This window comes from Halomonas sp. TA22 (genome assembly GCF_013009075.1).
GTDB lineage: Bacteria > Pseudomonadota > Gammaproteobacteria > Pseudomonadales > Halomonadaceae > TA22.
The window spans coordinates 2,941,968-2,966,576 of sequence record NZ_CP053108.1 but is presented as its reverse complement, the minus strand read 5'-3'; the positions used below and the strand labels follow the sequence as shown (position 1 = coordinate 2,966,576).

Sequence of the window (24,609 nt, the reverse complement as noted above, 5' to 3'; positions counted from 1 at the left end):
GCGCAACTGATTGTTCTCATTATGAAACAATATGTATCCATTTGTCTGTCTGGCCGCACTTCTGCCTGGCATCCATGAGCGGACAAGGCGTGATAGGAGCGGTTAGAATGTGACCCAGATGTCCTGATGGGCCAAGCGGCAACAACTGAAGGAGAGGCAAGGCATGAGTGATCCGCATGTGACAGCGCGGCGTGTCAACGTCGACCAGGCCGAAGTCGCCAAGTTCGAGGCGCTCGCCAGCCGCTGGTGGGACAAGCAGAGTGAATTCAAGCCACTGCACGACATCAACCCACTACGTCTCGACTTCATCGATGCGCGGGTCGGCCTGGCCGGAAAGAGAGTGATCGACGTGGGTTGCGGCGGCGGCATCCTGGCCGAGGCCATGGCGCATCGGGGCGCTCATGTGACCGGGATCGACATGGGCGAAGCACCCTTGTCGGTGGCGCGACTGCACCTGCTCGAGAGCGGCCTTGTGGTAAATTATCGCCAGGCCAGTGCCGAGGAGATGGCCGCCGAGCATCCCGGTGAGTTCGATGTCGTTACCTGCATGGAGATGCTCGAGCACGTGCCAGACCCGGAGTCGGTGGTGCGCGCCTGCGCAAGCCTGCTCAAGCCGGGCGGGCAGCTATTCTTCTCGACCATCAACCGCAATCCCAAGTCCTACGCCTTCGCGATTCTCGGCGCCGAGTACGTGCTGCGGCTGCTGCCGCGTGGCACCCACGATTACCGCAAGTTCATTCGCCCGGCGGAGCTCTCCGGCTGGTGTCGTGCCACAGGCCTCAAGCTGCGCGAACAGAGTGGACTTGTCTACAACCCGATCACGCGTCGCTACAGGCTGTCGCCCCGGGATGTCTCGGTCAACTACATGATCCACTGCAGCCTGGATATGCCATGACTGCCGCCCCCCGCGCCCTGCTGTTCGATCTCGATGGGACCCTGGTCGATACCGCGCTGGATCTAGCGCGTGCCACCAATGCGCTGCGTGCCCACCATGGGCTTCCGCCGATGCCCTTCGAACGTATTCGCGGCCAGGTCTCCAATGGCGGTAGTGCCTTGGTGAGCCTGGCGCTGGGGCTTACCAGCGATGCCGAGGGACATGCCGAGGCGCGCCGCTTTCTGCTCGAGGCCTACGGTCGCGACGTGGCGGTGGAAAGTCGCGTCTTTGCGGGGCTCGAGGCGCTGCTGGAGCGCTGGTCGCAACCGCCACGGGCGTGGGGCATCGTCACCAACAAGCCACGCCTTTATACCGAGCCGCTGCTCGAGGCGCTCGGCCTTGAGCCAGGCGTGCTGCTATGTGCCGATGACTTGCCGGTGAAGAAACCTTCGCCGGAGCCGTTATGGGAAGCCGCTCGTCGGCTTGAGAGGGGCGTCGAGGAGTGTTGGTATATCGGCGATCATCTGCGCGACATGCAGGCGGCGCGCAATGCGGGCATGACGGCGGTTGCGGTGGGTTATGGTTATGTGGAGGAGAGCGAGGACATCCACGCATGGCCCGCTGATCTATGGTTCAAGACTCCTGCAGCACTGGTGGCGGCACTGCAGGAGCGTTGATTCCATAACTACTGCTTCGTCGGCTGAGCATCGAAGCGTTGGCCATTGTGGCCGCGACTGTCCGGCCCCATCAGCCACAGGTAGGTCGGCATGATGCCATCGGGGGTGCGTAGCACGTTGGGATCCTCACCAGGATAGGCATTCTTGCGCATCTGAGTGTGCGTCGCGCCGGGATTGAGGCTATTGACACGAATCGAGGTCAGGTTCTCGAGCTCGTCGGCGAGCACTTCCATGAAGCCCTCGGTGGCGAACTTGGAGACCGAATAGGCCCCCCAATATGCTCTCCCCTTGCGGCCCACGCCGGAGCTGGTGAATATCACCGAGGCATCCTCCGAAGCTTGAAGCAAGGGTAGCAGCGCCTGGGTCATCCATACCGGGCCATTGACATTGACCTGCATGACCTGCTCCCACAGTGCCGGATTGGCCTGTTCGAACGGTGTCAGCCGCCCGAGCAGCCCCGCATTGTGCAAAAGCCCGTCGAGACGGCCGAACTCACGATCCAGAGTCTCGGCCATCTCCTGGTAATCCTTGAGGGTGGCCCCTTCGAAATTCAGTGGGAAGATGGCTGGCTGGGCCCCTCCGGCGGCCTCTATCTCGTCGTAGACCTTCTCTAGCTTGGCGATGGTCCTGCCCAGCAGGATGACCGTCGCGCCATGGGCAGCGTAGGCCTTGGCTGCCACGCGGCCGATGCCGTCTCCGGCACCGGTGACCAGAATCACACGCTCCTTGAGCAGGTCCGGGGCGGGACGATAGTCGATCATGCAACTCATCGGGACTCCTATCGATCAGGCAGCGACGTCACACGCCGGACTGGTTGAGGAAGTTGTTGGCAAGTTCGGCCGCGTTGCTGTCGGGGAACTCGTCGCGAACGCGTGTCAGAAGTGCACGGCTGGCATCCGGCTGACCCTGACGTGCTCGCATCAGCCCTAACTTGTAGAGCGCGTCCGGCACTTTGTTGCTGTCGGCGTAGTCGTCGATTACCGTCTGGAAGGCGGCCGCTGCCTGCTCCAGATTGGACTCGGCGGAGTGCAGCTCGCCCAGCCAATAATAGCCATTGGCGGTCAGGTTGCTGTCGGGATGCTCCTCGACAAAGCGCTCGAAGGCGGCAATGGCGGCGGGAAAGTCGCGTGCCTGGACCTGCTGGAAGGCTTGCTGGTATGCCACCTGCGCATCTCTGCTGGCACCACCGGCGGACGCACCGCCACTAGCCGCCACCTGCTGCGCCGCCGACTGGTCGACGCGGCTAGAGCTACCCGCTCCAGCCCCTCCTGCAGTGATACGCTGCTCAAGATCCAGATAGCGCTCCTGGTTGAGCTGACGAATTTGTTCGAGCTGGTGACGAAGCTCCTCCAGCTGACCACGCAGCTGCTGGATCTCCTGTTGATTCTCTTGAAGCTGGTTGAGCAGCATGAGGCTGCCGCCGCCAGGTTCGCGTACTTCGGCTTGCTCATAGAAGCTGCGCGGCTGGGCCGAGAGGTCCTCCACGATGGGAGCCCCCCAAACGGACAGCGGGAGCACCAGGGCTCCCGCGCCGCACAGCCTTTTCAGGCTGTGTTTCATTTATCACTCCACTGAAGCCAGAGGCATCTATCAGTAAGAGAAAACCACACGGCGGTTCTGGGCATAGGACTCTTCGTTGGTGCTTCGCACGGCCGGACGCTCTTCGCCGTAGCTGACCACTTCCAGCTGCGACGGGGAGACACCCTGGACGCTCATGTAACGAAGCACGGAATTCGCGCGACGCTCGCCGAGGGCCATGTTGTATTCACGAGTACCACGCTCGTCGGTATGGCCTTCCAGCACAACGCGCGCATTGGGATTGGCGCGCAGGTACTGGGCATGAGCCCTCAGGACCGACTCGAATTCGCTGCGAATGGTATCGCGATCGAAATCGAAGTAGATAGTGCGTACATTGGGGATACCGTTCTGCTGACCAGCCTGGCCGGACTGACCACCGAGACCGGTTCCACCCGCCTGACCGGTACCCACTCCCTGACCAGTCGCAGCGCCACCTATGGTGCCATCCATGGACCCATCCTGAGTTCCGCCAGTGCTGGAGCAGCCAGCTACGAAAGCGAGTGAAACCGCGACGACCAGCCCCTTGGCGTAAGATGAGAATTGCATTTACCACTCCTTGCTAGGATTGAATGACACACTATTAGTTCAAGAAAGGTGACCAAGCGGGTTCGCGTACGTCACCCTGTGCCGCTGGCAGTCGGAACGAGGCTCTGCCATCGGACGAGACTGCTGCCAACACACCGTTGTTACCCTGTTGGGTGGCGAAGATTACCATGGTCCCATTGGGTGCAACACTAGGAGATTCATCTGCGCGCGTATCGGTCAGTGTTACCAGGCGATTGCTGGCCAGATCCTGGCGAGCGACCTGATAGCCATTGTTGCCGCGATGAATCATGAATAGCGCCTCACCGTCGGGAGAATAACGGCCGCGAGCGTTGTAGTTACCGGTAAAAGTCATGCGCTCGACCTGCTTGCTGCCCACGTCGAGCCGATAAAGCTGCGGGCCGCCGCTACGATCGGAAGTAAAGATAATGTGTCTGCCATCCGGTGACCAGCTCGGTTCGGTATCGATGGAAGTGCTGTTGGTCATGCGCTCGAAGCTGCGCCCAGCGATATCCATGACGTAGATCTCGGGCTGGCCATCCTTGGAGAGCGACATAGCCAGACGACGGCCATCCGGCGACCAGGCCGGCGCGCCGTTGATACCGCTGAAGGAGGTCGCGCGCACGCGCTGGCTCGAGGCGAGATCCTGAATGTAGATTGCCGGGCGCTCGGTCTCGAAGGAGACGTAGGCAAGCTTTCTGCCATCCGGCGACCAGGCCGGAGAGAGAATCGGCTCGCTGGAGGTCAGTATCTCCTGACTATTGCGACCATCGGCATCGGCGACGTAGAGCCCGAAGCGAATATTGTCGCCGACTCCCTGAGCGGTAACATAGGCGATACGCGTCGAGAAAGCGCCACGAATGCCGGTAATCGCCTCGAAGATCTGGTCGCTGATGTAGTGAGCTGCGCTGCGTAGCTCGCCGCTACCGCTGGTCACCTCCTCACCGATCATGCGCCGAGCGCCGTAGATATCCATCAGCTCGAAGCGTATGCGATAGCCGCTACCCTCGCGTGAGACGCGTCCCACCACGAGATAGTTCGCATCCACTGCTCGCCACTCTCCATAGCGCACCTCGTCGCTCGAGGTGGGCGACGCGATGAGAGAGCTGCGCGACAGAGGTTCGAACTGGCCGCTGCGCTCCAGGTTATCGCTGATGATGCGAGCGATATCCTCAGGAAGCGTCCCGCCATCCTCGGCAAACGGGACGATGGCAATGGGCACGGCCCGGTCGCTGCCACGGGTAATTTCAATGGTCAGGTTGGCCTGAGCCTGCACCTGGAATGCCACGAGCAACAGCATGCTGGCCAGCCATACTTTTAGAAAAGATTTCATCAGCGTACGTCCCCGGGTCGGAATCTCAAGTTGAACTGTCTGAATTGGCTCTGAGCGGCCGGCGGTAGATCCCGCATCTCGCGGAACGGCGCGGCGCGCTGCACGGCCTGGATAGCCGAATTATCGAAAGCACTATCTCCACTGCTTTGGACAATGTTAGCCCCGATCAACTCCCCTGTCGGCAGCAATGAAATGCTGATCGTGGCGGCAAGCCCCGAGGCTGAGCCTGCCGGAATCGTCCAGGCTTGCTCCACCGCACGGCGTACCAGATTCTGGAAGCTATTGGCCGCCTGCTCGGCCTGACGCGCGTTGGCGATCGACTCCTGCTCACCGGCAATCAGGCTGTCGATGTCGCTGGCTGCCTCTGCAGCTCGGCGTGCGGCTTCCTGGCGTTCCCGCTCAGCTTCTGCCTGACGCTCCCGCTCGGCCTCTGCCTGGCGTTGGCGCTCTGCCTCCGCTTGTCGCTCTCGTTCGGCGTCAGCCTGTCGTTGGCGCTCTGCCTCTGCCTGGCGTTGACGCTCAGCTTCCGCTTGTCGCTCCCGTTCGGCTTCAGCCTGGCGTTGGCGCTCTGCCTCCGCTTGTCGCTCCCGTTCGGCTTCAGCCTGGCGCTGACGCTCTGCCTCCTCGGCGAGACGCTGCTGCTCCGCCTGGCGCTGGCGCTCGGCGGCGGCTGCCTCCTGCTCCTCGCGTTGACGCGCCTGTTGTTCGGCTTCCTGGGCTCGCCGCTGGGCTTCGGCTTCGGCCTGCTGACGCTCTGCTTCGCGGGCCTCGGCGACGGCCTGGCGCTCAGCCTCCTGCTCGGCCTGCTGCGCCTGACGTGCCGCCGACTCGGCTTCGGCCTGCTGGCGTTCGGCTTCGGCGGCGGCCTGCTCTTCGGCCTGACGCTGAGACTCCTCCTCGGCCTGGCGCTGAGCGGCGCGCGCGCGCGCCTCCTCCGCCCGCTGCGCCTGATCGGTCGTCGTCTCGGTGCTGATCAGGGTCGCCTGCACCACCGACGATGACGTCGGCTCAGGATCGCTCGACGGTAAACTGATCACGCTGAAGAGCACCACCAGCACATGCAGGCCGATGGCGAGCAGCGTGGGCAGGCCATAGCCTACACGTGCCTCGTGTCTGGCCATGTTTCCTCAATTCTCCCCGGATGGCGGCTCAGAGATCAGACCGACATTGGCCACCCCGGCTACCTGCAACGTGCTCATCAAGGTGACGACCTGGCCATAAGGAACGCTGCGGTCGCCCCGCACCATCACCGGCGTATCGGGGCGGCGATCGAGAATGATGATCACGCGATCGGCAAGCTCATCGAGCGATACGGATGTCTCGTCGTCACCCAGCGAAATGTAATACTGCCCTTCACGATCGACGGAGACGATGATCGGATCGCGGTCCTCCATATCCTCGATCGGCTCGGAGGTCACCTGAGGCAGATCCACCTGAACGCCCTGGGTCAGCATCGGCGCAGTGATCATGAAGATCACTAGCAGCACCAGCATGACGTCGATGAACGGGACCACATTGATCTCGCCCATCGGCTTGCGGCTACCGCCGCGGTTGAATGGTCCATTCATGAGTCGGCTCCCTCAGGCGGCGTCGTTGTCGGCGCGGCCCTGCAGGTTGCGGTGCAGGATGGAGTGAAACTCCTCGGCGAAATCCTCGTACTTGCCGAGCAGCTTGCCCGACTCCGACGAGAGGCGGTTGTAGAAGATGACCGCCGGAATCGCTGCGAACAGACCCATGGCCGTGGCGATCAGCGCCTCGGCGATCCAGGGTGCCACGGTGGCGAGCGTTGCCTGCTGCGTCATCGAGAGACTTTGGAAGGAGCCCATGATGCCCCACACGGTTCCGAACAGGCCGATATAGGGGCTGGCCGACGCGACCGTAGCCAGGAATATTAGATGCAGGCTAAGACGCTCCTCCTCGCGCGACCAGGCGACACGCATGCTGCGCTGGACGCCTTCGAGAATGGCCTGAGGGCTACGTGTCTTGGAGGCCAGGCGATTGAACTCACGAAAACCGGCACGGAAGATATGCTCGGAGCCGACGGTCTCCTGCTCGGCGGGAGTTTCGCGATAGAGCTCGTTGAGATCCACCCCCGACCAGAAGCGCTCCTCGAAAGCCTGGTGCGCCTTGCGGGCTCGGCTGATCACGAAGCTGCGTTGGAAGATCACCACCCAGGAGGCGATAGAGCCTACCGTCAACAGCAGCATGACCAGTTGCACGACCGTACTGGCACTCATGATCAGGTGGGGAATGGACATGGAGTCGTTCACAGGTATCCTCGTCAGTCTTGCCAGGTTATTTGGTTAGGGCCGCGGCGATTGCCGCTGGCCAGCGTGTCGGTTTGAGGCGAACGGCATCGATGCAGGCGATATCGACCTGCGCGTCACACAACGGTTCCTCGTTGCGCATCACCCGCTGGCGAAAACTCAGGCGGCAGGCGCTGTGCGTCTCAACATCGGCACTCACATGCAGGGTGTCGTCGAGGCGCGCCGGCGTCGTGTAACGGCACTCCAGGCGATGCACCACCAGTTGGATGCCGGCCTCGAGCAGCTCCCGCTGGGTGAATCCCAGCTGCCTGAGCCATTCGCTGCGCGCTCGCTCCATGAATTTCAGGTAATTGACGTAATAGACGATGCCACCGGCATCGGTATCCTCGATATAAACCCGCATCGGCATACTGAAACCGCTCATGCCGAGCCCTCTTCGCCGGCCAGCGGCTCGCGCTCATCGATGCTGAAGCCGAAGTGTTGGTAGGCCAGGCGCGTCACGACACGGCCTCGTGCGGTGCGCATCATGAATCCCTGCTGGATCAGATAGGGCTCGATGACATCTTCGATGGTATCGCGCTCCTCGCTGATTGCCGCCGCGAGTGAATCGACGCCCACCGGCCCTCCATCGAACTTCTCGATCATCGCCAGGAGCAGCCGGCGATCCATATGGTCCAGACCATGCCGATCGACATGAAGCATGTTGAGTGCCTGATCGGCGATGGCGGCATCGAGACGGCCATTGCCGCGGACTTCCGCGAAATCGCGCACGCGGCGCAGCAGCCGGTTGGCGATACGCGGCGTGCCGCGGGCGCGTCGCGCGATCTCGGCGGCCCCCTCACGATCCGCCACGACCCCAAGCAGGCGCGCCGAGCGCGCGACGATCTCGGTCAGCTCAGCGATGTTGTAGAACTCGAGACGCTGCACGATACCGAAGCGGTCACGTAGCGGCGAGGTCAATAACCCCGCCCGTGTCGTGGCGCCGACCAGCGTGAAACGCGGCAAATCGAGCTTGATCGAGCGCGCGGCGGGCCCGTCGCCAATCATGATGTCGAGCTGAAAATCCTCCATCGCGGGATAGAGGATCTCCTCGACCACAGGCGAAAGTCGATGGATCTCATCGATGAACAGTACGTCGCCCGGCTGCAGATTGGTGAGCATGGCGGCAAGATCACCCGCCCGCTCGAGCACAGGGCCTGAGGTCGACTTGATGTCGACTCCCATCTCCGCGGCGATGATATTGGCAAGCGTGGTCTTGCCAAGCCCCGGCGGGCCGAAGACCAGCGTATGGTCGAGACTCTCGTCACGCCCGCGAGCCGCGCTGATGAAAATATCGAGCTGCTCGCGTACTACGGGCTGACCGATGTAGTCGGCTAGACGACGCGGCCGGATGGCATGATCGACACGCCCCTCTCCAGGTTGCGACTGGGCAGCGATCAAGCGATCGCTGTCAAGCATGGTATTCACTCATCGTTAATAGGATATCCCCATACGTCAGCCTGCCAGCTTGCGGGTCAAGGCGGCCTTGATCAAGCCCTCCGTGGAGAGCTCGGCATCCAGCCCGCTCAGCATGCGAGTGGCTTCCGTTGGCTTGTAGCCCAGCGCCACCAGCGCCGCTTCGGCATCCTGCAGGGGATCCGCCGGGGCTGCGCGGGCTGCCGAAGCGCTTGCGTCACCGATCAGGTCATCGCCGCTCCAGTGCGGGAAGCGATCGCGCATCTCGATGATCAGGCGCTCGGCGGTCTTCTTGCCGACCCCGGGCAGGTGGGTCAGGGACTTGGCGTCGTCATCCATCACGCAGCGCATGAACTGGGCTTCCTCCATTCCCGAGAGAATCGCCAGAGCCAGCTTGGGGCCGACGCCATTGACCTTGATCAAGGCACGAAACAGCGCACGCTCCTGCTCGCGGGCAAAACCATAGAGCAGGTGGGCATCTTCGCGAACCGTCAGATGGGTATAAAGACGCACGGCGTCGCCCACCCCCGGCAGGGCCAGCAGCGTATTCATCGAGGCCTCGAGCTCATAGCCGATGCCGGCGACGTCCACGACCAGCCACGGGGGCTGTTTTTCCAGCAGAGTGCCATGCAGGCGTCCGATCATGCCTATCCATTCCTAGGGTAACTGCTGGCCCACTATACTGTTCGCCAAGTCGACTTGCTAGCGCTTTCAAACAGCGTTTCTTAACGATTTGGGCCGTCATTCCGGCTGGTAGTCACGCCAGCGCTTGCCACGAGTCTGGCGGCTCTGTCGGCCACCATAACTACCCTTGGTCACCAGCCCGAGCCGGGCGTGGGCATGGGTCAAGGCAATGGCCAGAGCATCGGCGGCATCAGCCTGCGGGGTGGCGGAGAGGCCGAGGATGGCGGTCACCATGTGCTGCACCTGGACCTTGTCGGCGCTCCCTGTTCCCGTCACCGCCTGCTTGATCTGGCGCGGCCCATATTCGCTTACCGCCAGCCCATGATTGGCGGCGCATACGATTGCCGTACCGCGGGCCTGGCCGAGCTTGAGTGCCGAATCGGGATTGCTGGCCATGAATACCTGCTCGATGGCAAATTCACCGGGGCGATGCACGGCGATCAGCTCACTGACACCGGCATAGACCTGAGCCAGCTTCTGGGCAAGGTCGTCAGCCTTGATACGAATGCAGCCACTGGCGACATAGATCGGCGTCGACGTGCTCACGTCGAGCACGCCATAGCCGGTGATTCGCGAGCCGGGATCGATCCCCAGAATCAACATGTGACGCTCTCCGGGTGACGGATACGAGATCGGCGCCCGCCGGGCGCCGATCTCGTGATCATACTAGGAATAATAGCCAAGGCTGGCCAAACGCCAGCAGTGGGTGCCGATTTCACTCGCTGGTGGCGTCCGGCTTGGCCTTCTGACGCAGGCGGATATTGAGATCCTTGAGCTGATCTGCGCTCACTTCGCCCGGCGCGTCGGTCATGAGATCCGCCGCACTCTGTGTCTTGGGGAAGGCGATCACTTCGCGGATGGTGCGCGCGCCGGTCATCAGCATCACCAGACGGTCGAGGCCGAAGGCCAGACCGCCATGCGGCGGTGCGCCGAACTTGAGTGCGTCGAGCAGGAAGCCGAACTTCTCCTCGGCCTCCTCCTGGCCGATGCCGAGCACCTCGAAGACCACGCGCTGCATAGCCTGGTCGTGGATACGGATCGAGCCGCCACCCAGTTCGGTACCGTTGAGTACCATGTCGTAGGCACGCGAGAGCGCCGTCGCCGGGTTGGCCTTGAGCTCTTCCGGGGTGCACGAGGGGGCGGTGAACGGGTGGTGGAGTGCCGAGAGACGACCGTTGTCGTCGGCCTCGAACATCGGGAAGTCGACCACCCACAGCGGTGCCCAGGCCTGAGTGTAGAGGTTCAGGTCCTCACCCAGCTTGACGCGCAGCGCGCCCAGCGCCTCGTTGACGATACGCGTCTTGTCGGCACCGAAGAAGATGATGTCGCCATCCTTCGCCTCGACCCGATCGAGCAGCGCTTCGACCACGTTCTCCATGAACTTGACGATCGGCGACTGCAGCCCTTCGAGCCCCTTGGCGCGTTCGTTGACCTTGATCCAGGCCAACCCCTTGGCACCGTAGATGCCGACGAACTTGGTGTAGTCGTCGATCTCCTTGCGCGACAGCTTGGCGCCACCGCTCACCTTGAGCGCGGCAACGCGGCCGTCGTCAGCCTTGGCGGGACCGGAAAAGACCTTGAAGTCGACCTGCTGCATCAAATCATCGACATCGGTGAGCTCCAGCGGGATACGCAGGTCCGGTTTGTCGGAGCCAAAGCGCGTCATCGCCTCGCTGTAGGGCATGCGCGGGAACTCGGGCAGCTCGACCGAGAGAACCTCCTTGAACAAGCCGCGAATCATCGTCTCGGTGATGCCCATGATGTCGTCTTCGTCGACGAACGAGGCTTCGAGGTCGATCTGGGTGAATTCGGGCTGACGGTCGGCGCGCAGGTCCTCGTCGCGGAAGCACTTGGCGATCTGGTAGTAGCGGTCGAAGCCGGAGACCATCAGCAGCTGCTTGAACAGCTGCGGCGACTGCGGCAACGCAAAGAAGCTGCCGGCGTGGGTGCGACTCGGCACCAGGTAGTCGCGCGCCCCTTCCGGGGTGGCCCGGGTCAGAATCGGGGTCTCGATATCCAGGAAGCCCTGCCCCTCGAGATAGGCACGCACATTGTGCGAAATGCGCGAGCGCAGGCGCAGCTTTTCGATCATCTCTGGACGACGCAGATCGATGTAGCGGTGCTTGAGGCGCACTTCCTCGCCTACCTTGCCATGTTCGTCGAGCTGGAACGGCGGCGTGGCGGCGGTGTTGAGCACCTCCACCTTCTTGGCCAGTACTTCGATCATGCCGGTCGGCATGTTGGGATTCTGGGTGCCTTCCGGGCGTACGCGCACGCGTCCGGTGATGCGCAGCACATACTCATTGCGGGCGCGGTCGGCGGTGGCGAAGGCCTCCTGGGTGTCCGGATCGACCACGACCTGGGCGACGCCATCGCGATCGCGCATGTCGAGGAAAATCACCCCACCGTGATCTCGGCGACGGTGCACCCATCCACACAAGGTGACCTGCTCGTCCACCTGGGTCTCGTTCAGCTGGCCGCAATAATGGCTGCGCATGTCAAATCCTGTTCTGTAGCGTTAACAAATGAAATCGTGGTCAGGCCGGCATTGTGCCGGCCTGCTTGCCCTGCTCAGGCGGCGGCACCGCCTTTTGGGCTCTCCGTGGCTGCCGGCTTGGCGGCACTCGAATCGCTCGAGGTGCCTTCGCCGGCGATATTCTTCTTCGAACCGGATTTGAAATCGGTTTCGTACCAGCCGCCCCCGGCCAGCCGGAAACCGGCGGCGGAGACCAGCCGGTTGAGTTCGGGTGCCTGGCAGGCCGGACACTCCCTCAGCGGATCAGCACTGATCTTCTGCAGCTTCTCCATGCGGTGGCCGCAGGCCTTGCACTCATATTCATAGATGGGCATCGTTCTCATCACTCCTGATTCGACAGCGCATGGGCTTGATGGCGTTTGCCACGGCCCACCGCCCAGCGATATAAGGCCGCCAATCGCACTTTCCAAGCCTGCCTGGCAAGCCCGGCATTATAGCGTGTTGCGCCCCCTACCGGGCAAGGCGGCATAATGCCGGAACGCCGACAAGACAACCAGAAGGATGACGCCAATGAAAGCCGTGATTCTCGATGCCGCCACTCTTGGCGATGATATCGACCTGAGCCCCCTGCGCAATCAGGTCGATGCGCTTGATATTCATGCCCTGACCCGCGATGACCAGCGCGTGGCGCGTCTCCAGGGGGCCACAGTGGCCATTGTCAACAAGGTGGTTCTCGATGCCGAGGTGCTCGAGGCGCTGCCAGAACTGAAGCTGATCTGCGTGCTGGCCACGGGTCTCAACAATATCGACACCGAGACTGCCAGGCAACGCGGTATCGCAGTGCGCAACGTGACCGCCTACGGCACTGCAAGCGTAGCTCAGCATACGCTAATGCTGATGTTGGCCCTGGCCAACCGTTTGCCGCTATATCAGCGCGAGGTGGTCGATGGTGGCTGGGGCGAGAGCCCTTTCTTCTGTTTGATGGGACATACTACTTTGCAGCTGGCCGGCAAGCGGCTGGTGATCGTCGGGCAGGGCGAGCTTGGCAGCCGTGTAGCACAGCTCGCCAGCGCTTTCGATATGCAGGTCACCTTCGCGGCCCGCCCGGGCAACGAGGCCAACGATGCTCGGCCGGCGCTGGCCGATTTGCTGGCCGATGCCGATATCGTCAGCTTGCACTGTCCGCTGAGCGATGCCACCCACCATCTGTTCGATGCTCAGCGCCTTGCCTGCATGAAAGCCGGTGCCCTGTTGGTCAACTGCGCGCGGGGCGGCATCATCGACGAGCACGCTGCGCTGGATTCCCTGCGTGCCGGTCATCTGGGGGGGCTCAGTGTCGATTCCCTGCCCGCAGAGCCGCCGCGTGACGGGCATGCACTGATCGCGGCACTTCGGGAGCCGCTGAATCTCATCGTCACCCCCCATAATGCCTGGATCACGCCGGAAGCTCGCGCCAATATCGTGTACCTGACGGTGGAGAACCTCCAGCAGTGGCGTGAAATTGGCGCCTCTTGAATTAACGCGACAGGGCCAGGCCAGGACATCACATGCAAGAGAAGCAAGTGAATAGTTTTCTATACAACTACGGCTCGATCAATATCGACCACGTCTATCAAGTGCCCCACCTGGTAAGACCCGGCGAGACGCTGACCAGCAGCAGCTACCGACAGGTGCTGGGCGGCAAGGGCGCCAATCAGTCGCTAGCCATGGCGCGTGCCGGCGGCAAGCTGGGCCACTGGGGGCGACTGAGCGCTCAGGACCGCTGGGCGCTCGAGCCATTGGTCGAAGCCGGCGTGGATGTCGAGGGTGTCGAGCTCTGCGATGAATCCAGCGGCCATGCGCTGATTCAAGTCGACGCCGCGGCCGAGAACGCGATCATCCTTTATCCGGGCGCCAATCATGGCTTCAGTGACCGACGCATCGATACGCTGATTGCCCAGGCGCAGCCCGGCGACGGGTTGTTGCTGCAGAATGAGTGCAATGGCTTGGCACGAGTCATGCTCAGGGCACGGGAGGCAGGGATGGTGATCGCCTTCAATCCCGCCCCGATGACCGCGGATGTAATTCAGCTCCCCTTGGCTGACTGCCAGTGCCTGTTCGTCAATCGGGTCGAAGCAGCCGACCTGGCGGGCCTGCCAGCCGACAGCGACGCCCAGCAGCTGCTTGATGCGCTCTCTCGACAACTGCCGGATGGCGAGCTGGTCCTGACGCTGGGCAGCGAAGGCGTCTGCTATCAGGGCGGTGGCAAACGCCTCTCGCTACCCTCCCACCGTGTCACGGCGGTCGACACCACTGCTGCTGGCGATACCTTCATCGGCTATTTTCTTGCCGCGCGTCAAGCCGGTGAATCGGCCGAGCACTGCCTGCGACTGGCCAGTGCCGCATCGGCGCTCTGCGTCCAGCGGCCGGGTGCGGCACCCAGCATCCCGACTATCGACGAGGTCAAGAGCGCCATGGACAGCTGGGCCCCATTGCAGTCGACACCTCTCGCTTAATTGCTTCCAAAGGAGTCTTCATGTCCTATCCCATCATCTTCGATACCGACCCGGGCATCGATGACGCCCAGGCCATCGCCATTGCCCTGGCCCACCCCGAGATCGAACTGCTCGGCCTGACCACCACTTTCGGCAATGTCGAAATCGATACCGCGACCCGCAATGCCCTGCTGCTGTGCGAACTGGCGGGTCAGACCATTCCTGTTGCCCAGGGAGCCGCCGCGCCATTGGTCAACGCCAAGCACCTTGCCCCGGCATTCATCCATGGCGCCAATGGACTGGGTAACATCCCGCTTCCCGAGGTTCAGGGCAAGGCGCTGGAGGTCAGTGCCCCTCAGTTCATCGTCGACACCGTCAATGCCCGCCCGGGCGAGGTGACGCTGGTGGCCGTGGGCCCGCTCGGCAACCTGGCAACCGCCCTGCTGCTCGACCCCAGCATCGTCGATCGGGTGAAACAGGTAGTGGTCATGGGCGGTTCGATCAGGGAAGGCGGCAATGTCACGCCGGTTGCCGAAGCCAATATCTTCAACGATCCGCACGCCGCCTCGCGGGTGCTGACCGCCGGCTGGCCGCTGACCATGGTGGGGCTGGATGCCACGCACCGCTGCGTGCTGGCCCCTGATGCCATGGAGAAGATCGCCGCCGGCCGAGGGGAACTGGGGAGAGTGCTGGCCGACAGCTATGCCTTCTACAGCGATTTCTACCGTGGCGCGCTTGGTATCGACGGCTGCTGTCCCCACGACAGCTGTGCACTGGCCTGGCTCATCAGGCCGGAGCTCTTCACCACCGTGCATGGCCACCTCTCGGTAGTCACGGAGGGCCCCGCCGAGGGACAGACGGTGTTCGCGCCGCAGGGCCGCGACTTCATCGTCGAGCGCTGGTCACGCACGCCACTGGTGGAGGTGTGCCTGGGCGCCAATGGCGATGCAGTGATCGAGTGGATCGTCGACACCCTGTCGTAGTCTCGCCGCGACAGCGCTAGAGCGTACGGAAGGTATTGGTGTCGTGCCACTCGATACCTTCCATTTCGACATGCGTGACTCGAGCGCCAGTGGGTCCCTGCCATAGCCATTGCGTGACGGCGTTTACCGCGCTCGAGGCACCACATAGCACCACCTCGACGCGACCGTCGGGCAGATTCCTGGCATGACCGGTCACGCCATGCTGGAGCGCCTGCTCCTGTGTGGCACGGCGAAACCACACCCCCTGCACCTTGCCCACCACGATGGCCTTGATACAGCACTTGTCCATTTCTCACTCCCTATTCTTGCAGTGAGTCAGTAGCCTTGCAGCTCATGCTTGACCACCACTGCCGAATTGCGTGGTATCACCGGCTTGCCCCGGGCCTCGAGATGGCAACGCGTGAAGGCTGCCCCGAACAGTAGTATCAACGAGGAGTAGTAGACCCACAGCAGGATGACCACCACCGACCCGGCGGCACCATACGTCGACGCCGTTGCCGTATAGGCGAGATAGGTGGCAATCGCCGAACGGCCGATGGCGAACAGCACTGCAGTGACGATGGCACCGATCAGGACATCTTTCCAGCGCAACACCACATCGGGCAATACCTTGAAGATCGTGGCAAACAGCAGCGCCACCATGGCCAGCGAGACCAGAAATTCGGCGCTGCTGGCAAGCAATCCTACAAACGGCAGATAGTCGTCCCCGTATTGCAGTGCGGCACGAAGCGCCACACCAAAGACCAGGGACACCAGCAGGATGAAACCGATCGAGAGGACGATCGTCAGCGACAACAAGCGGTTCTTGAGAAAGATCAATACCGAGTTGCCGCTAGGTTTGGGCGCCACGTCCCAGATGGTATTGAGCGAGAACTGCATTTGGGCGAACACAGTGGTCGCGCCCACCATCAAGGCGCCAATCCCTATCAGAGTAGGCATGATACCGGCCTGCTCGATACGCGACTGGGCGACGGCCTGTTCGACGGCGGTCGCCGCCTCCTCGCCCATGGTCCCCTGCAGCTGGGCCACGATCTGCCCCTGGGCTGCATCTTCGCCAAGTACCACCCCAATGACGGTGACGGCAATGATGATGGTCGGCGCCAAGGAGAAAAGCGTATAGAACGCCAGGGAGCCGGCATAACTGAAGGCGTTGCGTTCCAGCCATAGACTTACGGCGTTACGCAAGATTTGCCACCAGAAAAGAGCGATATGCTTGAACATGCCAGTTCCTTGAGTTCAGAGTCTTTTCATAGCATACGTTACCGTGAATGATCTTGCAGAATCAGCGGTTTGGATGACGCATTGCAGCAATGGACGCAAGAAAAGATAATCAATTACGCCTTGTCGACAGGCAGCGAATCTTTACTCAGGAGTTTGCATGGCACGACCGATACCGCCGCGCCCCGCTTCGACGGAAATCGTCCAGGATTTCGATTGCCTGGTATTCATCGGGCGATTTCAGCCGCCGCATCTGGGCCACATTGCGGTCATCCACGAGGCCCTCAAACGATCGCGCCAGGTGATCGTACTGGTCGGTTCGGCCTGGCAGGCGAGCTCGCTGCGTAACCCCTGGCGCTTCGAGGAGCGTCAGCAGATGCTGCGGGGCTGCTTCGATGATGATGACAACGAGCGGCTGGAGGTGGAGCCGCTGCTCGATGCGCTCTACAACGACGATGTCTGGGTACGCGACGTACAGCGCAAGGTGCGCGATATCGCGAGCCCTCGTCATGGACGCCTGCCCCGCATTGGCTTGATTGGGGCAAGCCGAGGCCAATCGAGCTACTATCTGACGCTCTTCCCGCAGTGGGAGTCGGTCAGCGTACCGCTGGTCGAGGGGATTTCGGCCAGCCAGATACGCGAGAGGCTGCTTCGCTCCGTCTCGTCTGCAAGCGATTATCTCTCTACCGGGGCGGCCCATGACTTGCCTCCCAGTGTGCATGGCACCCTGCGCGATTTCGCCGACACGCAGCCCTTTCTGCAGCTCATCGAAGAGCAGCGTCTGCTCGATCAATATCGCAGTGCCTGGGTCGATGCGCCCTACCCGCCGATCTTCGTGACGGTCAATGCCGTCGTCGTTCAGTCTGGCCATGTGCTGTTGGTCAAGCGCACCGCTGCACCGGGCAAGGGCCTGCTCGCCCTTCCCGGCGGCTTCGTCAACTCCCATGAACGCCTGCTCGATGCCTGTCTGCGCGAACTGCGTGAACGGCTACGGCTCAAGGTGCCGGAGCCGGTGCTGAAAGGCTCGCTGCGCGGGCAGCGCCTGTTCGACGAGCCGCATCGCAGCTGGCGTGGGCGTACCCTTGCGGAGGCCTTCTATTTCGCGCTTCGCCCCGAGCAGCAGTTGCCTCAGCTGAAGCCGGTCAAGGGCGGCGATCACGCCCGCTGGGTGGCACTGGCCGATCTTGAGCCCGAGACGCTATTCGAGGATCACTTCTTCATCATCCAGAACTTTCTGGGGCTACCGGCGGACTTCAGCGGCTAGGCCTGAAGGAAATCGCGGGGCAGCTTCATCATCTGCCGCCAGAGCTTCTCGACACCGGGCTTGTGCACCAGCGAGCAACGATAGAGGCGGATCTCCAGTGCCACGTCCCACTCGCTGCCGGCCGCGCGTACCAGCCGGCCGCTGGAAAGCTCCTCGCGGATGCAGAAATCGGGTATCCAGGCCATGCCCACCCCCTGCATCATCATCCCCTTCAAGCCTTCAGCCATGGCGGTTTCATACACGGTCCGCAGCCGCAAACGGATCGGGTCGTTCTTCAACAGCATGCGTACGCTGCTGCCGAGAAATGCGCCTTGGGTATAGGCCAGAAAAGGTATGGAACCCTCTCCGGCGAGCGGGAAGCGCGGCTCCCCCTTCTCATTAGGGAGGCATACCGGGATCATCTTGACTTGCCCGATGGAGAACGAGGGAAAGACCTCCGCGTCAAGCTGCATGCTGGCATAGGGATCGTAGTAGCCCAGCATCAGGTCGCAATTGCCCTCACGCAGCACATGGATCGCATCGCCCACGTTCATCGCCACCAGGCGGGTGGGAAGCTCACCGAGCCCCTGCTGCAGACGCGAGATCCATTGTGGATAGAACGCCAGCGCCAGTGAGTGAGCAGCGACGATATCAAGTGCCTCATTGGCCATCGATACACCTCGCAGGCGCCCCAGGCACTCGTTGAGCTGTTCGACCAGGTTGCGAGCCGTCACCAAGAAGAGCTGTCCTTCCGGCGTCAAGCCAACCGGTGTGGTGGAGCGATCGACCAGAGTGACGCCCACCGCCTGCTCCAGCGAGCGAATCCGGCGACTGAAGGCCGGCTGGGTCACGTGGCGCTGACGTGCCGAAGCGGAAAAGCTTCGCGTGTTGGCCAGGGCCACGAAGTCTTCCAGCCATTTGGTCTCGAGGTTCACCATCCCTCCCTAGGAATCCGAAGCTATTGAACGGGCGACAGCAGATAGGCCGCGCGTGATACGACTTTCTTCCACAACGGACGCTCATGTATCTCCTCGTAGGAAATGCGCCGACACTGGGTGAAGTCCTTCTCCAGCATCAGTCTGACCTGCGCGGCAAAGCGCCGATCGGGAATATAGGCGGTGATCTCGAAATTGAGACGAAACGAGCGATTGTCGAGATTGACCGTCCCTACCGTGGCGGTGTGATCGTCGATCAGCATCACCTTCTGATGCAGGAAGCCGGGCTGGTAGCGGAATACCTTGACGCCGGCGCGCAGCATGTCGGGCAGAAAGGAGAAGGCCGACAGAAAAACCAGCAGGTGATCGGGGCGCTCGGGAATCATGATGCGCACGTCCACATCGCGCATCGCCGCCAGGCGCAGGGCGTCGAGGACCCCCTGATCGGGCACGAAATAGGGGCTGGTTACCCAGAGCAGCTTCCTGGCGCTATGGATGGCATGCTGCACCATCAGGCTGGCGGTCTCCTGACGATCGGCAGGGCCCGAGGGCACAATCACGACATTCTGGCACTCTTCGCTTGCCACATGCGGCTCCCAGGAGAGTCCAAGCACATCGCCAGTGGCCCAGTGCCAATCCTCCCAGAACGCCTCCTGCAGGCCCAATACGCTTGGGCCGGTGAGTTTCAGGTGAGTGTCCCGCCAGGGACCGTGACGGCGGTGCTGGCCAAGATATTCGACGCCGACATTGAATCCCCCAAGCCACCCTTCGCGGCCATCCACCACCAGTACCTTGCGGTGATTGCGGAAGTTCAACTGATAACGGTGGCGTACCCCCATGCTGGAGTTGTTGAACGCACTGACCGCGACCCCGGCATCGATCAGGTCGACCAGATAGCCTTCGTTGAGCTTGTGGCAGCCGATCTCGTCATATAGGAAATAGACCCTGACGCCGCGCTCCGCGGCACTCTCGAGGCGGTGCTTGAGTTCGAGCCCCAGTGCATCGTGCCGGATGATGAAGAACTGAATGAGCAGGTACTCCTCAGCGGCATCGATACCCGCAAAGAGACTCTCGAAGGTTGCCTCGCCGTCGATCAATAGCTCGGCATGGTTGCCGCTGGTCAGAGGCATCTTGGCAAGGTGCTCCACGGCACGCACCTCGGCGAGGTTCGAGTCGGCCAGGTAGGGTTCCACCTGCTCGCGGTAGCGCATCAACACCCGACGCAACACGGTGTCGCGCTCGCCACGCGCCGAGACGTACCCATAGAAACGTGGCCGGCCGAATATCCAATAGGCTGGCAGGGCAACATAGGGAAAGGTGACCAGCGAAATGATCCAGGCGATCGCCCCTTGCGAGGTACGGCTCGACAGCAGGGCCAGCACGGCCGACAGCAGTCCCAGCAAGTGGACCATGAAAATGGCCATGCCGATCAACCAGGAAGTCATCGCCTCTCCTTCAGGCAGGTCATCGAAGCAAAGCGGCCCCGGCTATCTGCAGGGGCCGCCGTTCAGACTAATGGCTGGCAAAGCGATACCAGCCGATATCGTCAAGCGCTCTCGGCGATGATCTCCTTCCACTTGGCAGGACCGGTGCGATGTACCGATTCGCCCAGGCTATCGACCGCCACGGTCACCGGCATGTCCTCCACCTCGAATTCGTAGATCGCCTCCATGCCGAGATCTTCGAAGCCTACCACACGTGACTTCTTGATCGCTTGGGAGACCAAGTAGGCAGCGCCACCAGTCGCCATCAAGTAGCAGGCCTTGTTGTCGCGGATCGCATCGATGGCCTGCTGGCCTCGCTCGGCCTTGCCCACCATACCGAGCAGGCCAGCGTCCTCGAGCATGGCGCGGGTGAACTTGTCCATACGAGTCGCGGTCGTGGGTCCTGCGGGCCCCACGACCTCGTCACCCACCGGATCAACCGGGCCGACGTAGTAGATGAAGCGCCCTTTGAGATCGACCGGCAACGGCTCGCCTCGTCCCATCATATCGATGATGCGCTTGTGGGCGGCGTCGCGACCCGTCAATAGCTTGCCGTTGAGCAGCAGCACGTCGCCCGGCAGCCAGCTTTGCACTTCCTCGGAGGTGATGGTGTCGAGGTTGACGCGCTTGACATTGCCCCCTACTTCGCGCGTGATCTCGGGCCAATCCTCGATCTTGGGAACCGGTAGCACCGCCTGGCCGGCGCCATCCAGCGTGAAGTGGACATGGCGTGTGGCCGCGCAGTTGGGAATGATCGCCACTGCCTTGTTGACGGCGTGGGTCGGATAATCCATCACCTTGATATCGAGCACCGTGGTCAGGCCACCCAGGCCCTGGGCACCGATGCCGCTACGATTGACCTTGTCGTAGAGCTCCAAGCGAAGCTCCTCGGCACGGTTGGAGGCGCCACGCTGCTGAAGGTCCTGGATGTCGATGGGCTCGAGTAGCGACTCCTTGGCGAGAAGCATGGCTTTTTCGGCGGTCCCGCCGATGCCGATGCCCAGCATGCCAGGAGGGCACCACCCGGCGCCCATCTTGGGCAACTGCTCCAGTACGAAGTCGACCACGCTGTCGGAGGGATTGAGCATGGCGAACTTGGACTTCGCCTCGCTGCCGCCACCCTTGGCCGCCACATGGATCTCGACCGTATTGCCGGGCACGATCTTGTGATGAATGATCGCCGGGGTATTGTCCTTGGTATTGGTCCGCTTGCCATCCGGATCGGCCAGCACCGAGGCGCGCAATATATTGTCGGGATGGGTATAAGCGCGACGCACCCCTTCGTTGACCATGTCATCGACGCTCATCTGCGCGTCCCAGCGCACGTCCATGCCGACATTCACGAAGACCGTGACGATACCGGTGTCCTGGCAGATGGGCCGATGCCCTATGGCGCACATGCGCGAATTGATCAGGATCTGGGCGATGGCATCCTTGGCGGCCGGATTCTTCTCACGCTCGTAGGCCGCATGCATGGCATCGATGAAATCCTTGGAGTGGTAGTAGGAGATATACTGCAGGGCATCGGCCACGCTCTGGATAAGGTCATCCTGGCGGATCACGGTCATGATCGAAAACTCCTTGATTATAATGAACGATTCACCGGACCAGGCAGAGCGCCGGCGAACCTTGAGCGGCTGGATTATACCCCATCGCGTGAGGAACGGCAGGCGCGATGCCCAACGTCACTTGAGTTCGATCAAGCGTGCCTTGAGTTTTTGAACACGGTCGCGTTGGCGCGCTGCTTCTTCGAATTCGAGGTTCTGGGCCGCCTCGAACATCGCGTCTTCGATCTTTGAGATTTCCTGGGTCAGCTCCACCACCGACATCGCCTTGAGCTCGCGCATGGTGTAGTCGGCAGCCTCTTCGGCCACCTGGCGTTCGCCTCGCTTGCGGCTGTTCTTTCTACCAGGTGCCTGGGCGGCCTCGAGGATATCGGCTACCGAGCGAGTCACGGTGGTAGGCGTGATGCCATGTTTCTCGTTGTGTGCAATCTGTTTCTCGCGACGCCGCTCGGTCTCGTCGATGGCACGGCGCATCGAGGCGGTGACACGGTCGCCGTAGAGAATTGCCTTGCCCTGCGCATTGCGCGCGGCACGACCGATGGTCTGGATCAGCGAGCGCTCGTTGCGCAGGAAGCCCTCCTTGTCGGCATCGAGGATCGCTACCAGCGACACTTCGGGAATATCCAGCCCCTCGCGCAGCAGATTGATCCCCACCAGGACATCGAACTTGCCCAGGCGCAGGTCGCGGATGATCTCGACTCGCTCGACGGTGTCGATATCGGAGTGCAGGTAGCGCACCCGCACGTCATGTTCGTCGAGATACTCGGTGAGATCCTCGGCCATGCGCTTGGTCAGCGTGGTGACCAGCACCCGCTCCCCCACCTCGGTGCGTAGATGTATCTCCGACAGCAGGTCATCGACCTGGGTGCTGGCGGGACGCACTTCGATCTCGGGATCGATCAACCCGGTGGGTCTTACCACCTGCTCCACGATCTGCCCGGCATGCGCGGCTTCATAAGGACCGGGGGTGGCCGAGACGAAGATCGTCTGCGGGCAGATGCGCTCCCACTCCTCGAAGGTCATCGGCCGGTTGTCGAGGGCCGAGGGCAGGCGGAAGCCATACTCCACCAGCGTCTCCTTGCGCGAACGGTCGCCCTTGTACATGCCGCCCACCTGGGGAACGCTGACGTGGGATTCGTCGATGAACAGCAGTGCATCGGCCGGCAGGTAGTCGAAGAAGGTCGGGGGCGGCTCGCCGGGGGCGCGACCGGAGAGATAGCGCGAGTAGTTCTCGATGCCATTACAGTAGCCAAGCTCGTGCATCATCTCGAGGTCATAGAGAGTGCGCTGCTCGAGGCGCTGAGCCTCGACCAGCTTATCGTGCTTGCGCATCCAGTCGAGCCGCTCGATCAGCTCGCTCTTGATGTGTTCGGCGGCGGCCAGGATCGTCTCGCGGGGCGTCACGTAGTGGCTCTTGGGGTAGATGGTCATACGCGGCGGCTTGCTGCGCACCTCCCCCGTCAGCGGGTCGAACAGGCTTATCGAGTCGATCTCGTCATCGAACAGTTCCACACGCACCGCCTCCTCGTCGGAGTCGGCCGGGTAGATGTCGATCACGTCACCGCGTACTCGATAGGTGCCACGCCGGAAATCCATGTCGTTGCGGGTGTATTGCAACTCGGCCAGGCGGCGCAGGAAAGCGCGCTGGTCGATGAGTTCACCACGTGTGAAGTGCAGGCGCATCTTGAGATATTGGTCGGGATCGCCAAGGCCGTAGATCGCCGATACCGAGACCACGATCAACGCATCGCGCCGCTCTAGCAGCGCCTTGGTTGCCGACAATCGCATCTGCTCGATGTGGTCGTTGATCGAGGCATCCTTCTCGATGAAGGTATCCGACGAGGGAACATAGGCTTCTGGCTGATAGTAGTCGTAATAGGAAACGAAATACTCGACCGCGTTATCGGGGAAGAATGCCTTGAATTCACCATAGAGCTGGGCGGCAAGCGTCTTGTTGGGCGCCATGACGATGGTCGGCCGCTGCAAGCGCTCGACGATATTGGCCATGGTAAAGGTTTTACCCGATCCCGTAACGCCAAGCAGCGTCTGGTGCGCGAGCCCTGCGTCCAGCCCTTTGATCAACCCATCGATGGCAGCGGGTTGATCTCCTGCAGGTTGAAATTTGGATTGCAGACGAAACGGTTTGCTCATGGCAGAATCCAAGATGTCGAAATATAAAAGATAACGGTATAAGTGCTACGCTTGATTTCCCAAGGTGGTGATCTCCACTGTCGCCGATGTCATCAGCCGGTGGATGGGGCAGTGGTCGGATATTTCGGTCAACCGCGTCAATTGGTCGGGATCAGCGATGCCATGGAACTGCATGCTCACCTCGAGGCGGTAGACACCGCGTCGCTCGTCACGGGTCACGGTTACCGTCACCCCCTCCAGCGGCCAGCCCTTGCGATAGGCATACATCTGGGCAGTAATCGCCTTGCAGGCGCCAAGCGACAGATCGAAGTAGTCGTGGGGATCCGGTGCACTCTCCCCTCCCCCGACGATGGCTGGCGCATCGACAAAGAGCGCCTCGAAACCGGTCACTTCGACACGCTGGCGAAACTTGCCGTCACGCTGGCTGACTATGAAAATCGCCATCACTTTACCTTGACGCCAAGGCGCTCCACCGTTCTGATCAACTCCTCCCGGCGTACTCGCCCGTCCACTTCGGCGCCATGTCTTCCCACTTCGGCGCTCTCCACACCATCGACCATCATCAACGCCGTGGTAATACGATTGATGAGATCGGCATTGTCGACACCCTCGAACGACAACGAAACGTAAGCCATCTATCTCTCCTGCCTGCAGGCCCCAACAAGGAAA

27 protein-coding genes are annotated in these 24,609 nt (G+C 61.8%); 6 read left to right on the top strand and 21 right to left on the bottom strand.

Features of this window, described 5'->3' with window-relative positions; all coding sequences use genetic code 11:
• Positions 1-163: 163 nt before the first annotated feature.
• Both ubiG and HJD22_RS14040 read left to right on the top strand, forming a co-directional pair.
• Positions 164-895 (top strand): bifunctional 2-polyprenyl-6-hydroxyphenol methylase/3-demethylubiquinol 3-O-methyltransferase UbiG, encoded by a 732-nt coding sequence (gene ubiG, locus HJD22_RS14045; protein WP_208656401.1) that lies wholly within the window; start codon positions 164-166, stop codon positions 893-895.
• Positions 892-1,551, top strand: a complete 660-nt coding sequence (locus HJD22_RS14040; RefSeq protein ID WP_208656402.1) for an HAD-IA family hydrolase — start codon at positions 892-894, stop codon at positions 1,549-1,551. Before ubiG ends, HJD22_RS14040 begins: the two co-directional genes overlap by 4 nt.
• A gap of 8 nt (positions 1,552-1,559) precedes the next feature.
• Here the strand turns inward: HJD22_RS14040 and HJD22_RS14035 are convergent, their stop codons facing one another.
• From HJD22_RS14035 to HJD22_RS13975, 13 genes are all read right to left on the bottom strand, one after another.
• Positions 1,560-2,321 carry a YciK family oxidoreductase gene (locus HJD22_RS14035; RefSeq protein ID WP_208656403.1) on the bottom strand — a complete coding sequence of 254 codons (762 nt, stop codon included), beginning with the start codon at positions 2,319-2,321 and terminating at the stop codon, positions 1,560-1,562.
• A gap of 28 nt (positions 2,322-2,349) precedes the next feature.
• Entirely contained in the window at positions 2,350-3,111 is a 762-nt protein-coding gene (ybgF, locus tag HJD22_RS14030) for a tol-pal system protein YbgF (protein WP_208656404.1), read from the bottom strand.
• A 30-nt stretch (positions 3,112-3,141) separates the two neighbouring features.
• Positions 3,142-3,675, bottom strand: a complete 534-nt coding sequence (gene pal, locus HJD22_RS14025) for a peptidoglycan-associated lipoprotein Pal (RefSeq protein WP_208656405.1) — start codon at positions 3,673-3,675, stop codon at positions 3,142-3,144.
• Positions 3,676-3,709: 34 nt separating this feature from the next.
• Positions 3,710-5,005 (bottom strand): Tol-Pal system beta propeller repeat protein TolB, encoded by a 1,296-nt coding sequence (tolB, locus tag HJD22_RS14020; RefSeq protein WP_208656406.1) that lies wholly within the window; start codon positions 5,003-5,005, stop codon positions 3,710-3,712.
• Positions 5,005-6,126 (bottom strand): cell envelope integrity protein TolA, encoded by a 1,122-nt coding sequence (gene tolA, locus HJD22_RS14015; protein WP_208656407.1) that lies wholly within the window; start codon positions 6,124-6,126, stop codon positions 5,005-5,007. The genes tolB and tolA overlap by 1 nt, the downstream gene beginning before the upstream one ends.
• 6 nt (positions 6,127-6,132) lie before the next feature.
• Entirely contained in the window at positions 6,133-6,573 is a 441-nt protein-coding gene (gene tolR, locus HJD22_RS14010; RefSeq protein ID WP_208656408.1) for a protein TolR, read from the bottom strand.
• A gap of 12 nt (positions 6,574-6,585) precedes the next feature.
• On the bottom strand, positions 6,586-7,275 hold the full coding sequence (gene tolQ / locus HJD22_RS14005; RefSeq protein WP_248730264.1) for a protein TolQ: 690 nt from the start codon (positions 7,273-7,275) through the stop codon (positions 6,586-6,588).
• A gap of 25 nt (positions 7,276-7,300) precedes the next feature.
• Complete coding sequence (ybgC, locus tag HJD22_RS14000) at positions 7,301-7,696, bottom strand: tol-pal system-associated acyl-CoA thioesterase (protein ID WP_208656409.1); 396 nt, start codon at positions 7,694-7,696, stop codon at positions 7,301-7,303.
• Positions 7,693-8,730 carry a Holliday junction branch migration DNA helicase RuvB gene (gene ruvB, locus HJD22_RS13995; RefSeq protein WP_208656410.1) on the bottom strand — a complete coding sequence of 346 codons (1,038 nt, stop codon included), beginning with the start codon at positions 8,728-8,730 and terminating at the stop codon, positions 7,693-7,695. The genes ybgC and ruvB overlap by 4 nt, the downstream gene beginning before the upstream one ends.
• Before the next feature lie 36 nt (positions 8,731-8,766).
• Positions 8,767-9,372, bottom strand: a complete 606-nt coding sequence (gene ruvA, locus HJD22_RS13990) for a Holliday junction branch migration protein RuvA (RefSeq protein ID WP_208656411.1) — start codon at positions 9,370-9,372, stop codon at positions 8,767-8,769.
• A gap of 96 nt (positions 9,373-9,468) precedes the next feature.
• Positions 9,469-10,014, bottom strand: coding sequence for a crossover junction endodeoxyribonuclease RuvC (ruvC, locus tag HJD22_RS13985; RefSeq protein ID WP_208656412.1), 546 nt, complete (start codon positions 10,012-10,014; stop codon positions 9,469-9,471).
• A 112-nt stretch (positions 10,015-10,126) separates the two neighbouring features.
• Positions 10,127-11,908 (bottom strand): aspartate--tRNA ligase, encoded by a 1,782-nt coding sequence (gene aspS / locus HJD22_RS13980; RefSeq protein ID WP_208656413.1) that lies wholly within the window; start codon positions 11,906-11,908, stop codon positions 10,127-10,129.
• A gap of 74 nt (positions 11,909-11,982) precedes the next feature.
• Positions 11,983-12,261: an FmdB family zinc ribbon protein gene (locus HJD22_RS13975; RefSeq protein WP_208656414.1), complete on the bottom strand. Its 279-nt coding sequence runs from the start codon at positions 12,259-12,261 to the stop codon at positions 11,983-11,985.
• A gap of 196 nt (positions 12,262-12,457) precedes the next feature.
• Between HJD22_RS13975 and HJD22_RS13970 the strand changes: the two genes are divergently transcribed.
• From HJD22_RS13970 to HJD22_RS13960, 3 genes are read left to right on the top strand one after another with little or no spacing between them, the layout of a single operon-like run.
• Positions 12,458-13,402: an NAD(P)-dependent oxidoreductase gene (locus tag HJD22_RS13970; protein WP_208656415.1), complete on the top strand. Its 945-nt coding sequence runs from the start codon at positions 12,458-12,460 to the stop codon at positions 13,400-13,402.
• 47 nt (positions 13,403-13,449) lie between these two features.
• Positions 13,450-14,382, top strand: coding sequence for a ribokinase (locus tag HJD22_RS13965; RefSeq protein ID WP_248730263.1), 933 nt, complete (start codon positions 13,450-13,452; stop codon positions 14,380-14,382).
• 20 nt (positions 14,383-14,402) lie between these two features.
• Positions 14,403-15,344 carry a nucleoside hydrolase gene (locus HJD22_RS13960; RefSeq protein WP_208656417.1) on the top strand — a complete coding sequence of 314 codons (942 nt, stop codon included), beginning with the start codon at positions 14,403-14,405 and terminating at the stop codon, positions 15,342-15,344.
• 16 nt (positions 15,345-15,360) lie between these two features.
• Here HJD22_RS13960 and HJD22_RS13955 read toward each other — a convergent pair whose 3' ends face one another.
• Both HJD22_RS13955 and HJD22_RS13950 read right to left on the bottom strand, forming a co-directional pair.
• Positions 15,361-15,633 carry an acylphosphatase gene (locus HJD22_RS13955; RefSeq protein ID WP_208656418.1) on the bottom strand — a complete coding sequence of 91 codons (273 nt, stop codon included), beginning with the start codon at positions 15,631-15,633 and terminating at the stop codon, positions 15,361-15,363.
• Positions 15,634-15,659: 26 nt separating this feature from the next.
• Positions 15,660-16,565, bottom strand: a complete 906-nt coding sequence (locus HJD22_RS13950; RefSeq protein WP_208656419.1) for a YihY/virulence factor BrkB family protein — start codon at positions 16,563-16,565, stop codon at positions 15,660-15,662.
• Positions 16,566-16,722: 157 nt separating this feature from the next.
• Here HJD22_RS13950 and HJD22_RS13945 point away from each other — a divergent pair, with 157 nt between their 5' ends.
• On the top strand, positions 16,723-17,826 hold the full coding sequence (locus HJD22_RS13945; protein WP_208656420.1) for a bifunctional nicotinamide-nucleotide adenylyltransferase/Nudix hydroxylase: 1,104 nt from the start codon (positions 16,723-16,725) through the stop codon (positions 17,824-17,826).
• Here the strand turns inward: HJD22_RS13945 and HJD22_RS13940 are convergent.
• From HJD22_RS13940 to HJD22_RS13915, 6 genes are all read right to left on the bottom strand, one after another.
• On the bottom strand, positions 17,823-18,740 hold the full coding sequence (locus tag HJD22_RS13940; protein WP_208656421.1) for a LysR family transcriptional regulator: 918 nt from the start codon (positions 18,738-18,740) through the stop codon (positions 17,823-17,825). The two genes, HJD22_RS13945 and HJD22_RS13940, sit on opposite strands and share 4 nt — an antisense overlap.
• A 23-nt stretch (positions 18,741-18,763) precedes the next feature.
• Complete coding sequence (cls, locus tag HJD22_RS13935) at positions 18,764-20,185, bottom strand: cardiolipin synthase (RefSeq protein WP_208656422.1); 1,422 nt, start codon at positions 20,183-20,185, stop codon at positions 18,764-18,766.
• Positions 20,186-20,286: 101 nt separating this feature from the next.
• Complete coding sequence (locus HJD22_RS13930; protein ID WP_208656423.1) at positions 20,287-21,792, bottom strand: fumarate hydratase; 1,506 nt, start codon at positions 21,790-21,792, stop codon at positions 20,287-20,289.
• Between the two features lie 117 nt (positions 21,793-21,909).
• A complete protein-coding gene (gene uvrB, locus HJD22_RS13925; RefSeq protein WP_208656424.1) occupies positions 21,910-23,940 on the bottom strand; it encodes an excinuclease ABC subunit UvrB in 2,031 nt (676 codons plus the stop codon).
• A gap of 45 nt (positions 23,941-23,985) precedes the next feature.
• Positions 23,986-24,384: an OsmC family protein gene (locus HJD22_RS13920; RefSeq protein ID WP_208656425.1), complete on the bottom strand. Its 399-nt coding sequence runs from the start codon at positions 24,382-24,384 to the stop codon at positions 23,986-23,988.
• A complete protein-coding gene (locus HJD22_RS13915; protein ID WP_208656426.1) occupies positions 24,384-24,575 on the bottom strand; it encodes a hypothetical protein in 192 nt (63 codons plus the stop codon). The genes HJD22_RS13920 and HJD22_RS13915 overlap by 1 nt, the downstream gene beginning before the upstream one ends.
• Positions 24,576-24,609: the final 34 nt, after the last annotated feature.